The sequence below is a fragment of the Actinophytocola sp. genome (assembly GCF_045807065.1).
Taxonomy (GTDB): Bacteria; Actinomycetota; Actinomycetes; order Mycobacteriales; family Pseudonocardiaceae; genus Actinophytocola.
On the sequence record NZ_JBJMIE010000269.1, the window covers coordinates 1 to 12,507 of the forward strand.

At 70.2% G+C, this 12,507-nt stretch carries 12 protein-coding genes; 9 read left to right on the plus strand and 3 right to left on the minus strand.

Annotation, left to right across the window (positions count from 1 at the left end):
• Nucleotides 1-184: 184 nt before the first annotated feature.
• The 4 genes from ACJ73U_RS15575 (at nucleotide 185) to ACJ73U_RS15590 (ending at nucleotide 4,365) form a co-directional block, all read left to right on the plus strand.
• Nucleotides 185-943 (plus strand): GTP pyrophosphokinase family protein, encoded by a 759-nt coding sequence (locus ACJ73U_RS15575; RefSeq protein WP_407778330.1) that lies wholly within the window; start codon nucleotides 185-187, stop codon nucleotides 941-943.
• Between the two features lie 125 nt (nucleotides 944-1,068).
• Nucleotides 1,069-1,602, plus strand: a complete 534-nt coding sequence (locus tag ACJ73U_RS15580; RefSeq protein WP_407778331.1) for a DUF1360 domain-containing protein — start codon at nucleotides 1,069-1,071, stop codon at nucleotides 1,600-1,602.
• Nucleotides 1,603-1,614: 12 nt separating this feature from the next.
• A complete protein-coding gene (locus tag ACJ73U_RS15585) occupies nucleotides 1,615-2,577 on the plus strand; it encodes a TIGR03885 family FMN-dependent LLM class oxidoreductase (RefSeq protein WP_407778332.1) in 963 nt (320 codons plus the stop codon).
• A gap of 177 nt (nucleotides 2,578-2,754) precedes the next feature.
• Entirely contained in the window at nucleotides 2,755-4,365 is a 1,611-nt protein-coding gene (locus ACJ73U_RS15590; protein ID WP_407778333.1) for an alpha-amylase family protein, read from the plus strand.
• Between the two features lie 144 nt (nucleotides 4,366-4,509).
• On the opposite strand, the gene ACJ73U_RS15595 is transcribed toward ACJ73U_RS15590, so the two are convergent.
• The 3 genes from ACJ73U_RS15595 to ACJ73U_RS15605 are packed head-to-tail and all read right to left on the minus strand — an operon-like array spanning nucleotide 4,510 to nucleotide 7,389.
• Nucleotides 4,510-4,971, minus strand: a complete 462-nt coding sequence (locus ACJ73U_RS15595; RefSeq protein WP_407778334.1) for a TIGR03618 family F420-dependent PPOX class oxidoreductase — start codon at nucleotides 4,969-4,971, stop codon at nucleotides 4,510-4,512.
• A gap of 53 nt (nucleotides 4,972-5,024) precedes the next feature.
• On the minus strand, nucleotides 5,025-6,029 hold the full coding sequence (locus tag ACJ73U_RS15600) for an acetamidase/formamidase family protein (RefSeq protein ID WP_407778335.1): 1,005 nt from the start codon (nucleotides 6,027-6,029) through the stop codon (nucleotides 5,025-5,027).
• The gene (locus ACJ73U_RS15605; RefSeq protein ID WP_407778336.1) at nucleotides 5,995-7,389 is read right to left on the minus strand and encodes an APC family permease; all 1,395 of its coding nucleotides are present in this window, start codon (nucleotides 7,387-7,389) and stop codon (nucleotides 5,995-5,997) included. The genes ACJ73U_RS15600 and ACJ73U_RS15605 overlap by 35 nt, the downstream gene beginning before the upstream one ends.
• Before the next feature lie 119 nt (nucleotides 7,390-7,508).
• On the opposite strand from ACJ73U_RS15605, the gene ACJ73U_RS15610 reads away from it, so the two are divergent.
• The 5 genes from ACJ73U_RS15610 to ACJ73U_RS15630 all read left to right on the plus strand — a co-directional run bounded on the left by ACJ73U_RS15610 (nucleotide 7,509) and on the right by ACJ73U_RS15630 (nucleotide 12,446).
• On the plus strand, nucleotides 7,509-8,693 hold the full coding sequence (locus ACJ73U_RS15610; protein ID WP_407778337.1) for a TerC family protein: 1,185 nt from the start codon (nucleotides 7,509-7,511) through the stop codon (nucleotides 8,691-8,693).
• 712 nt (nucleotides 8,694-9,405) lie between these two features.
• Nucleotides 9,406-10,746 (plus strand): class I adenylate-forming enzyme family protein, encoded by a 1,341-nt coding sequence (locus tag ACJ73U_RS15615; protein ID WP_407778338.1) that lies wholly within the window; start codon nucleotides 9,406-9,408, stop codon nucleotides 10,744-10,746.
• 62 nt (nucleotides 10,747-10,808) lie between these two features.
• The gene (locus ACJ73U_RS15620) at nucleotides 10,809-11,081 is read left to right on the plus strand and encodes a phosphopantetheine-binding protein (RefSeq protein ID WP_407778339.1); all 273 of its coding nucleotides are present in this window, start codon (nucleotides 10,809-10,811) and stop codon (nucleotides 11,079-11,081) included.
• 32 nt (nucleotides 11,082-11,113) lie between these two features.
• Complete coding sequence (locus ACJ73U_RS15625; protein WP_407778340.1) at nucleotides 11,114-11,359, plus strand: hypothetical protein; 246 nt, start codon at nucleotides 11,114-11,116, stop codon at nucleotides 11,357-11,359.
• A complete protein-coding gene (locus tag ACJ73U_RS15630) occupies nucleotides 11,352-12,446 on the plus strand; it encodes a beta-ketoacyl synthase N-terminal-like domain-containing protein (protein ID WP_407778341.1) in 1,095 nt (364 codons plus the stop codon). Before ACJ73U_RS15625 ends, ACJ73U_RS15630 begins: the two co-directional genes overlap by 8 nt.
• Nucleotides 12,447-12,507: the final 61 nt, after the last annotated feature.

Sequence of the window (12,507 nt, forward strand, 5' to 3'; positions counted from 1 at the left end):
CCTGCACAACCCCATCGGCGCCCGAGGCATCGGCGAGATCGGCGTGGTCGGCATGGCCGCCGCGGTCGCCAACGCCATCCACAACGCCACCGGCATCCGCGTCCGCCACATCCCCATCACCGTGGCAGACCTCATCGCCGAATGACCCCCGGGCGCCCGCGCGGGCCGTGCCACTATGGAGGTGATGAGATCATGGCAGCACTCCCCGAGCACCGCCGGCCACCTGACGGGCGTCATGCCCTCGATCGGCGTCGAGGACGTCCGCCTGCGCAGCGGGCAGTTCACGGACTTCATGCTGGGCTACAAGTTCGCGATCGACGAGGTCGTCACGAAGATCAACATCCTGCGTGAGGACTTCAACCACGCGAACGCGTACAACCCGATCGAGCACATCACGTCGCGGTTGAAGGCGCCGGAGAGCGTGCTGGAGAAGGTCCGGCGCAAGGGCTACGCGATGAACCTGGCCAGCATCCGCGAGAACGTGCTGGACATCGCGGGCGTGCGGGTGATCTGCAGTTTCATCTCCGACATCGGCAAGATCCGCGACATGCTGGTCGGCCAGGAGGACGTCACACTCCTCGACGAGCGCGACTACATCACCAACCGCAAGCCGAACGGGTACCAGAGCCTTCACCTGATCGTGTCGATCCCGGTCTTCCGCGCCGAACGCACCGTCCGCATGCCGGTCGAGATCCAGATCCGCACCATCGCGATGGACTTCTGGGCCAGCCTGGAACACAAGATCTACTACAAGTACCGCGGCGAGGTCCCGGCGAACCTCCAGAGCGAGCTGACCCAGGCCGCCGACGCCGCGACCCAGCTCGACGAGAAGATGGAGGCCCTCCACCACCTCGTCAACCACACCGACGAGCCGCGCCCCACCTCGGCCGAGTCACTGGACCTCGAGGCCCTGTACGAGACCTTCGCCACCGACCGCCGCTGACCCGGGCGCTCTGGCCAGTTCGCCGATGCCGCCCCCGTGGCTCGGAGGCGCGGAGCGTCACCCGGGATGCCCGCCAGATGATCCCGATGGCGTTTCCGCACCCGACGGCGGGGAATAACCAGGACATGGTGGACACAGCTGAACAGCCCGGATCCGTGGTCCGGCGGCTGGCCCGCCGCGCGCAGCGCGGCTACGCCCACGGTGCGGACCGGCCCCTCGGCGGCTACGTCGCGGTCATCGGCACCTACTCGGCCCTCCTCGGGCTGGTGAGCGGCGTGGCGCGGGCACGCGGCGTCCGGCTGCCCGAGCGCGTCGGGGTGGGGGACACCGTGCTGCTGTGCCTCGGCACGCACAAGGCCAGCCGCCTGCTCACGAAGGACGCGGTGACCAGCCCGTTGCGGGCACCGTTCACCCGCTACCAGGAGCCCGCCGGCGCCGGGGAGGTCAACGAGGAGGTCCGGGAGGACGGGGCGGTGCGCCACGCCGTGGGCGAGCTGTTCACCTGCCCGTTCTGCCTGTCCGTCTGGCTCGCCACCGGCTTCACCGCCGGTCTGGTGTTCGCGCCCCGCCTCACCCGCCTGGCCCTCACCGTGCTGACGGCCGTCGCTGGCTCCGACACGATCCAGTTCGTGTACGACAGCGCCAAACAACGAGCCTGAGGGTTGCCACACATGCCGATTGTCGGTTGGCACGCTTCGCACGAGCAGATCCCACCGAGCCGGCTCCTCGCCGACGTCCAGCACGCCGAGGACGTGGGCTTCCAGGCGGCGTGGTCGTCGGACCACTTCTCGCCGTGGAGCGAGCGGCAGGGCGAGTCGGGGTTCGCCTTCTCCTGGCTCGGCGCCGCGATGGCCCGGACCCGGTTCCCCGTCGGCGTCGTCAACGCGCCCGGCCAGCGCTACCACCCCGCGATCAGCGCGCAGGCCGTGGCGACCCTGGCCGAGATGTTCCCCGACCGATTATCGGTGGCGCTGGGCACGGGGGAGTTCTCCAACGAGCACATCACCGGCGAACCCTGGCCCCACAAGGACGTCCGCAACGCGCGGCTCCGCGAGTGCGTCGAGGTCATCCGCGCGCTGCTCGCCGGCGAGGAGGTCACCCACCACGGGCTCGTCCACGTCGACCGCGCCCGCCTCTGGACGCTCCCCGCACGACCGCCGAGACTCCTCGCCACCGCGGTCAGCGCCGCCACCGCCCGGTGGGCGGGGGAGTGGGCCGAGGGGCTGATCACCATCTGGCAGCCCGAGGACACCCTGCGCCGGCTCGTCGACGACTTCCGCGCGGGCGGCGGCGAGGGGAAACCGATCGCCCTCCAGGTGCACCTCAGCTGGGCGCCGGACGAGGACGAGGCGCTCCGCATCGCCCATGACCAGTGGCGCACCAACCTCTTCGAGGCGCCCCTGTGCTGGGACCTCGCGACACCGGAGCAGTTCGAGCAGGCCGCCAGGCACGTCCGGCCGGCGGACATGCACGGCTCCGTGCTGGTCGCGGCCGACCCGAAGCGCTTCGTCGACTGGGTGAACGACGCGGCCGACCTGGGCTTCGACGAGATCTACCTGCACCACGTCGGGCAGGAGCAGCGGGCGTTCCTCGACTGCTTCGGCGAACACGTCCTACCGGAGGTGGCGGCATGAGCGGAGCTAGCGGAGCTTGCGGAGCGTTGCGGTGCCGCGGAGCGGGGGAGGTGGCGGCATGAGCGGAGCTTGCGGAGCGAATCATCGACATTCAGGGCGCTGCCGAGTCCGCGGAGGGCGCCGGTGGAGCGGAGCTTGCGGAGCGTTGCGGTGCCGCGGAGCGGGGGAGGCAGCGGCGTGACCGGGAAGCGGACCGCGACCAGCGACCTGTGGTGGAAGAACGCGGTGGTGTACTGCCTCGACGTCCAGACGTTCTTCGACAGCGACGGCGACGGCTGCGGCGACCTCGTCGGCCTCACCGAACGCATCGACTATCTCGCCGGCCTCGGCGTGACGTGCCTGTGGCTGATGCCGTGCTACCCGTCCCCGGAACGCGACGACGGCTACGACATCAGCGACTTCTACAGCGTCGAGGACCGGCTCGGCACGCTGGGCGACTTCGCCGAGATGCTGCGCACCGCCCAGGACCGCGGGATCCGGGTGATCGTCGACCTGGTCGTCAACCACACCTCGCACCGGCACCGCTGGTTCTCCTCCGCTCGCAAGGGCCGGGACGCGCCGTTCCACGACTACTACGTCTGGCAGGACGAGAAGCCCGAGGACAAGGAGGATCTCGTCTTCCCCGGTGAGGAGAAGTCGAACTGGGCGTGGGACGACGACGCGAAGCAGTGGTACTTCCACCGGTTCTACGCCGAGCAGCCCGACCTCAACACCGCCAACCCCGCGGTGCGCGACGAGATCGCGAAGATCGGCGCGTTCTGGCTCGCGCTGGGCGTGGTCGGCTACCGCATCGACGCGGTCCCCTTCCTGATCGAGGAGGTCGACGGCCCGGAGGGTGAGCACAAGGACCCGCACTCGCTGCTGCGGGAGCTGAGCGGGTTCCTGACCCGCCGCCGCGGGGACGCGGTGCTGCTCGGCGAGGTCAACCTGCCGTATGACAAGTCGGTGGAGTTCTTCGGCGACGCGGGCAACGAGCTGAACATGATGTTCAACTTCCCGCTCAACCAGTTCATGTTCCTGGCGCTGGCGCGGCAGGACGCCGCCCCGCTGGCGGAGCTGCTCGAGTCGATGCCGGAGATCCCGTCCGAGTGCCAGTGGGCGAACTTCGTGCGCAACCACGACGAGCTGAGCCTGGACAAGCTGTCCGACGAGGAACGCGAGGAGGTGTTCAACGCCTTCGGCCCGGACGAGTCGGTCCAGATCTACGGCCGGGGCCTGCGGCTGCGCCTACCCACGATGCTCGACCACGACGAGCGGCGCATCCGCCTGGTGTACTCGCTGATGTTCTCGATGCCGGGCACCCCGACGCTGTTCTACGGTGAGGAGATCGGCATGTCCGAGAACCTCGACATCCCCGGCCGGCTCAGCTCCCGCTCCCCGATGCAGTGGTCCACCGGGACGCACGCCGGCTTCTCCACCGCACCGGACGGCGCCCGCCTGTCCCGCCCGCTCCCCGACGACCACTCGGCGAACGTGGCCGAGCAGCGCCGTGACCCGCACTCCCTGCTGAACTGGATGGAACGCCTGATCCGCCGGCGCAAGGAGTGCCCGGAACTGGGGTGGGGCAAGCTGTCCGTGCTGCACGCGAAGGGCGCGGTACTGGCGCACCGCTGCGACTGGGACGGCAGCTCGGTCGTCGCCGTGCACAACCTGGGCGCGGAACCGGCGGCATTGACGCTGTCGCTGGACTGCACCCGCCTGACCGACCTGCTGGGCACCGACGACCACGACCCGGCGGAGGAGATCGCCCTGGACCCGTACGGCTTCCGCTGGTTCCGTCCCAGCTGACGGGTTCGTCACCCCTGCCCGGCCGCGATCGCCGTGCACTGTCCTACTGGGACGGACGACGCGACCGGTGGGTGACCCCGGTCGGCCACGTCCCGGTGCACGTCGACCGCTCCGCGGCGGACGGTCCGGCGGGCGGGTTCACCGTCAGGTAGCGGGGTTGGTGCTGAAGCGGGTCGGCGTGACGAGGACCGCGGCGCGCCGGCTCGCCACCATCTCGCGGTCGTACTCGTCCAGGTCGGCGTGCTGGCCGCCGGCGGCGTGGTAGATGTCGCGGAGCAGTTGGGGGAGCCGGTCGGCCGGCACGCCCGGGTGCGGGTCGTCCGGCCCGGCCAGTTCGACGGTCCCGGACACGGCGATCCACTGCCAGCCGGCGCGGAAGACGAAGGTGGCTCGGGGGTGCGCGCGGAGGTTGGCGAGCTTCGCGGTGCCGCCGATGGAGACCATGCCGACCACGGGTTCGCCGCTCACCGGATGCGGCAGGATCCCCGCGTTGACCACCGAGACCGCCGGTTCACCGTCCGGCCGCGTGGTGACCAGCACCGCCAGCCAGTTCTCGGTGCTGGCCAGCTCGGTCACCCGGCGCAAGCCCTCCTCGGTCGAAACCATGTCGAAGACCCCCTCATGTCAACAGTCGGTTCCGCGGCCGATCGTGCCACAGGTCAGGCACGCAGCCGGGCCGCCCGGGCACGCAGCTCCGCGTGGACGCCCTGGTACGCGGGCACCGCGGGGAGCAGCGCCTTGGAGATCTTGCTGGTGACGGTGTAGATCGGGTTGCAGACCTGCGCGACCGGGGCGAGTGCGGCCTGCGCGACGATCTGGTAGGCGTCCATCCGGTCGACGCCGCACAGCTCGGACAGCCAGGTCGTCATGTCCACCTGTGCCACCCGGTACGCGTTCTCCAGCGGGCGGGCCGCGCCGACGGACATCAGGTGGGTGTCGGACTCCAGCCGCGGCCACGGCGTCGCCACACCCCGGAGCAGCTCCACGATGACCACCGTGTTCATGGCGACCTCGACGCCCGTCCCGCACGCCTCGCCCTCGCCCTGACGGGCGTGGCCGTCGCCGAGGGAGAACAGCGCGCCCGCCACGTTCACGCCGAAGTAGGCGGTCACGCCCGCGCGCAGCTCCGGGGTGTCGAGGTTGCCGCCGTGCGAGTCGGGGACCAGCGCGGAGCGGGCCTCGAGCGCGGCCGGGGCCACGCCGACGGTGCCGTGCATGGGGTCCATGGGCAGCTCGAGGGTCAGGTCCGCGCTCTTCGCGTGGTAGGTGACCGTGCGGCGGGCGTTGTCCAGCTCGTAGAGCCACACCAGCTCCGGCAGCGCCTCCTGCAGCGTCGCGGTGTGGGCGTCGGAGGTGAGCGCGCCGAAGAACGGCACGGTGGTCGCCGCGCCGACGTCGCGGGCGGGCTCGATCGACACGAAGTGCAGTGCCAGCGTGTCGCCCGGCCGCGCGCCGTGCACGTAGAACGGGCCGGTCTGCGGGTTCAGGAAGGGGAACTCGCACACCTGGGACACCAGGTCCCGCTCGGTGCGCACCTTGCCGGCGAAGCAGTCCTCGGTCCACAGCGACAGTGCGTCGCCGGGGGAGACCGTGCGGATCGCCGGCACGCCACCGAAGGTCCAGGCGAACTCACTCGGGTCGGGCCGGTACTCGATGACGTCCACGCGTCCTCCTGATCTGCAACACGGCCATGACGACGAGCCCGATCCCCAGCCACGTCAACCCGACCGCCTGGGCGGCCACCTTGGCCTCGACCACCACGTACCCGAGGATCGCGATGCCGCACAGGGGAACCACCAGGTGCCGCACGTAGTCCCGGCTGCGCCCGCGCACGAGGTAGTGCACGATCACCGACACGTGCAGCAGCAGGAACGCGGTCAGCGCGCCGAAGTTCACCAGGGTCGTGAGCAGCGAGACGCCGTTGTCGGCACGCAACGTCATGCCACCGCCGACCACCACCGAGATCGCCGCCACCAGGAAGGTCGCGTGCTCGGGGACCTGGTGGCCGGGGTGGACGCGCGCGAGGAAACGCGGCAGCTGGCCGTCCCGGGCCATCGAGTACAGCAGGCGCGACGTCGCCGCCTGCGCGACCAGCGCGTCGGCGAACCCCCAGGCGACGGCTGTCGTCACCGCGGTCAGCACGTACAGCCAGTGGCCGCCCGCGTGCTCGGCCGCGTCGTAGAAGGCGGTGCCCGTCGTGTCGCCCTTGGTCAGCAGCCGCTCCCGGTCGGGCACGAGGAGCGCGGCGACCCAGGTCTGCACGATGAACAGCACGGCCACGACCAGCAGCGACAGCACCGTCGCCCGTGCCACCTGGTGGCCGCCCTCCCGGTTCTCCTCCGACAGCGTGGAGATCGCGTCGAAGCCGAGGAAGCTCAGCGCCGCCAGCGACACCGCGCCGAAGACCAGGCCGACGGAGAACGTGTCGGCGTCGAACAGCGGCGACCACGCGTCCCCGGTGCCCGCGCCGCGCGCGAGCGCGACCACGCCCACCACCAGGAAGACCACCAGCACGACCAGCTCCACGACGAGCATCACCCGGTTGGTCCGCGCCGTGAGCTCGATCCCGAAGTAGTTGACGGCCGTGTTCAGCACGATGAACCCGAGCACCCACACCACGACCGGGACACCGGGCACGAAGGCGTTCATCGCGATGCCGGAGATGACGTAGAGCAGCGCGGGGACGAGGATGTAGTCCAGCAGGATCTGCCAGCCGGCGACGAACCCGAACGGCGGCGCGATCCCGCGCCCCGCGTACGCGTACACCGAACCGGCCAGCGGGAACGCCTTGGACATCTGCGCGTAGGACACCGCGGTGAACACCATGCCCACCGCGCCCACCGCGTACGCCAGCGCCACCATGCCGCCGGCGGCGTTGAACACGCTGCCGAAGATCCCGAACGGTGCGATCGGCACCATGAAGATGAGTCCGTAGATCAGCAGGTCCCAGAACGAGAGCGTCCGGCGGAGCTCCTGCTGGTAGCCGAAGCGCTCGACGTCCCGGCTCGCGTTCGGTTCGGACATGGTCAGCATTAGAGCACCCCGGGGGACACGCCGCCACGAGGCGAGGGGCGCGGTTGCGCCGGTGGGCACGGCATGCTGGGCTGAACCGGTTCCGTAGGGCTTGCCGGGAGGGTGGGGACGTGCCCCAGGTCGTGTGGTGGTCGACGATCGTCGGGATCGTGGGCCTGTTGCTGTTCGACTACCTCGCGCACGTGCGCAGGGCCCACCTCCCGACACTGCGCGAGGCGGCGCTGTGGTCGACCGTGTACGTGGGCATCGCGGTCCTGTTCGGCGTGGGTGTGCTGCTGTTCGCCGGCGCGGACACGGGCGCGGAGTACTTCGCCGGGTGGGTCACGGAGAAGGCGCTGTCGGTGGACAACCTGTTCGTGTTCCTCGTGGTCATGGGCAGCTTTCGGGTGCCCCGCGCCAACCAGCAGAAGGTGCTGCTGTTCGGCATCACCTTCGCGCTGGTCGCGCGCACCGGGGTCATCCTGCTGGGCGCGGCGCTGATCGACCTGTTCGCGTGGGTGTTCTACTTCTTCGGGCTGGCCCTGCTCATCACTGCGGGCGGCATGGTCAAACCGACGACCGAGGAGAACCACGACGCGGACAACGTCGTGGTGCGCGTCGCCCGCGGGCTCATGCGCACCACCGACAGCTACCACGGCGACCGGCTGCTCACCGCGGTGGACGGCAGGCGGGTCATGACCCCGATGCTGCTGGTCATGGTCGCGATCGGCGGCACCGACCTGCTGTTCGCCCTCGACTCGATCCCCGCGCTGTTCGGGCTCACCCAGAACGTGTACGTGGTGTTCACGGCGACCGCGTTCTCGATGCTCGGTCTGCGGCAGCTGTACTTCCTGCTCGACGGCCTGCTCAACCGGCTGGTCTACCTCACCTACGGGCTGGCCGTGATCCTCGTGTTCATCGGCGTGAAGCTCATCCTGCACGCGCTGGGCGAGAACAACGTCCCGTTCGTCAACGGCGGGCGGCCGGTCGAGGTGGTCGAGATCAGCACCGGCCTGTCCCTGGTCGTGATCTTCGCCGTGCTGGTCGTCACCGTGGTCGCCTCCCTGACCAGCCGGTGGGGCCGGGCCCAGAACGTGATCTGCGCGGCCCGCCGGCACGCCCGCGAATACCTCGACGTGGAAAACGATCCCGTGCACCGCGAGGAGATCTTCGCCAAACTCTGCGCCGAGGAAAGAATCCTGAAACAACTCCCGGAGAAGTACCGGGCCCGGATCCGCGCCCAGGAGGAACTGATGGCTCTCCTCCTGAAAGCACACGAACGCCGAGCCGAACCGGCCGCCGTCGCGGAGCGGTGACCGAGCGCGCTCTACTCCCCGGACCGGCGATGTCGGCCGTCCGGGTGACATGATCACCCGCCCGGCCGATTGTCAGGCCGTCGGTGACGAATTCGTGACAGGTGTCGCGGCTGCCCCCTGATTCGGACCCGACGCGGAGCGTGACGGCGCTTGTTCGCAGCCGCGAACTGTCCAGTGTGGATGTTGGGTCCGGCGGACGTCACAGCCGGTGATAATCCTCGTGGCGACATGGACTAAAAGTCATGGAATTGTGTCCGTACGTATTGGGTTTCGTACGAGATGACCAGGGTTTGATACTCCGTTTCGCCTAAGCGTTCGCGCGGAAGAGGTATCCAAAGAATGGTGACCGATATGTCCGGTTAGTTGGGCGAAACGGTGAATGCTCAGTAGTCCGTATGGTCGTGCGGATGGTGTCCTCCCGTGCGTCCATACGGGCAACTATGCTGGTCAGGACTGCGCCAGACTGGTCTGGTGGATAGATGATCATACCGTCGGTAGTCGATTCATCACGTTAAGCACCGTTCACATTTTGTCTTCTCAGTGCGCGGAATCTGACGTACGCTCCAGTTCGCCATCTACGAATCTGCTGACGGCAAGCGATCCTCGCCCCCCTTGGGGGTGATTTGTGTTGCCTATTTCTGGCTGGGAGGTGAACGCGATTACGCTCACAGAACCGCGACGAACCGGGGTATCGGAATGGGTCGACGAGGTATTGCTGAATGGCGCGGACAATGACGTCTGTCTACACCTGCGGACTGGTCCGATCGCCCGATCCGGACTACGCCGGCTGGTCATCGAGAAGCAGGCGGAGCTCTCCGCCGCCGGGCTGCGGCCGGGCGGCTGCGCGGCACTGAACCTCCCGCCGTCGCTCACCTACGTCGCCACCCTGCTCGCCGTCTGGCGAATCGGTGCCCAGGCGGTCCTGCTCGACCACCGGCTCACGCCGTACGAGGTCGACGCGGCGGCCGCGCGGCTCGGCGTGCGGGTGCTGGTCGGCGTCGGCCGCGTGCACGGCAGCCCGCTGGACGTGTTCCACGACGTGACCGAGACGATCACCGTCCGCGAGGAGGGCGGCCAGGCGGCCACACCGCACGCCGTCCTCCAGCTCAGCTCCGGCTCGACCGGACCGTCGAAGGTGATCGGTCGAACGGCGGCCGACCTCGTCGCCGAGGTCGAGCGGTACACCCGGATCGACGGCGTGCCCCTGCGCGGCGAGCGGATCATCCTGCTGCCCTCGATGGTCCACGTGCTCGGTCTGGTCGGCGGGCTCCTGTACGGACTGCACGCCGGCGTCGAGCTGGTGCCGCCGCGGCGCCTCACCGGGGACAGCATCCTCGAGGCGGTCGCCTCGGGCAGCGCTCCGGCGACGGTGCTCGGCGTGCCGTTCCACATTGGACTGCTGAACTCGGTCGCCGACCCGCCGAAGCTGTCGCAGCTGAAGCGGATGACCACCGGCGGCGAGTTGGTGCCCGCGACCGTCTCGTCGGCGTTCGACGCCAAGTACGGGGTGCCACTCGGGAACATGTGGGGGATGACCGAGCTGGGGGTCATCGCGACCGACCTGTTCGGCGAGCACCGCCCGGCGGTGATGCCGGCACCCGGCATCGAGGTCCGCGAGGTGGACGGTGAGCTGCGCATCCGCCGACCCGAGTCGCCCTACGTCGGGCTGTCCGACCCGGCCCGCTGGGCGGACGGCTGGCTGCACACCAAGGACGCGGGCCGGGTGGACCCGGACACCGGGCTCGTGACCGTGCTCGGCAGGCTCGACTCGCAGGTGTCGGTCGGCGGGCTCAAGGTGGACCTGACCGAGGTCGAGCACACGCTGACCGAGCTGCCCGGCGTTGCCGCCGCGGTCGTCCTGTACGACAGGGAGATCACCGCCTTCGTCCAGCTGACCGGCGACGGGACGGGGCAGTCGGTGGAGGCCGCGCTCGCCGAGCGGGTCGCCGGCTACAAGCGACCGAGGGCCATGCACTTCGTGCCGGCGTTGCCGCGCACCACGACGGGCAAGCTCGTCCGCGACCGCGCCGTGCTGCGCGCCGCGATCCCGTGAGAGCCGTGAGAACCGTGAAAACCGTTGTGTGACCGTTGTTCTGCGATAGTGGAAGGTGAGCGATGGAAGCTGCTGAGGTCCGTCAGTTCGTGCTGGAGACCCTCCAGGAGATGAACTACGACATCGAGGGTATCGACGACGACAGCACGCTGGGCCCGGCGGGTGTCGACCTGGAGTCACTGGCGATGGCCGAGCTGGCCGTGCGCGTCGAGGACAGGTTCGGCGTGCGGTTCGCCGAGGAGGAGTCCGAGGAACTGGCGCTGATGACCGTCGGGGAGTTCACGATGACCGTCGCGGACCGGGCCGGGCACGTGGCCGGCGCGGGTCAGGCGTGAGCGGAGCCCCGCGGAGCGAACCGGGAAACGTCGTGAGTGAACAGCCTGCCGTGGCACGCGACGACGTCGTGGCCATGATCGCGAGCCTCGGAGACCGGACCGCCGACGAGGTCGGTGACCGGATCGACTCGATGCAGCTCGCGTGGCTACTGCACCAGGTGGAACAGCGCTACGGCGTGGAGATCGAACTGAACGACGGGCAGTACGCCCGGATGAGCACGGTGGACGGCGCGGTCGACGTGTTGCGTGAGGCGATCGGAGCGGTCCCACATGAGTGAACCCGCGTTACGCGCCGGCATCACCGGGCTGGCGGCGGTCAGCGCGCTCGGCAGGGGAGCGCAGGCGCAGCTGGCCGGCGCCCTCGCCGGCGCCGCCGCGTTCGGCCCGGTCCGCCGGTTCGACGTGGCCGGGCGCAGGGTCACGGCGGCGGCCACGCTCGCGGACGCGGGCACGCTCGCCGACGAGCTGGTCGGCGTGATCGACGAGGCATGCGCGGGGATCGGTGCGGCGGAACGTGCGAACACCCCGTTGCTGCTGGGGATCCACGGCCACCCGGACGCCGGCCGGTCGGCCACGGCGACCACGGCGGGGTTCGCCGCGGCCGTGGCCGCGCGGGCCGGGCTCGCCGGCGTGGCGAAGGTGTACACGTGTGCGTGCGTGTCCGGCAGCACCGCGGTCGCGGACTCGGCCGCGTCGATCCGGGCGGGACGGTCCGGCCGGGTCGTGGTGGCGGCGGGATACCTCGTGGAGCCCGACCAGTTCGCGCTCTTCGACGCCGGGCGGGCGTTGGCGACCGACGGCGCCGCGCGACCGTTCAGCACCGGCCGGACCGGGTTGCTGCTGGGCGACGCGGTGTCGGCGGTCGTGCTGGAACCCGTTGGCGGCCGGGAGGTTCTGGCCGAGGTGGTCGGGTGGGGGCGGGCGGGCGACGCCCACCACGCCGTGCGCCCCGACCCCGGCGGGCACGGCATGGCGCGGGCTGTGCGCGCCGCGCTGGTCCGCGCGGGGATCGGTCCGGACCAGCTCGGGTACGTCAACGCCAACGCCAGCGGCGCCGACGGCGACCACGCCGAGGCCGCGGCACTGCGCGAAGCCCTTGGTACCGCGGGAGTTCCGGTCAGCTCGACGAAGTCCGTGCACGGGCACGGGCTCGAGGGCTCCGGGCTGCTCGAGCTGGTCGTCACCGTGCTCGCGGCGCAGGCGGGCAAGCTGCCGGTGAACGCGGGCCACCTCGGCGCCGACCCGGCGTGCGCGCTGGACCTCGTGCTGGACGCGCCCCGGCAGGCCGCGAGCCCGTACGCGCTGACCGTCAACGCCGCGTTCGGCGGCGCGAACACGGCACTGCTCGTGAAGGTGGCGGCATGAGCGGAGCTTGCGGTGTGAGTCATCGATGGTCAGGGCGCTGCCGAGTCCGCGGAGGGTGCCG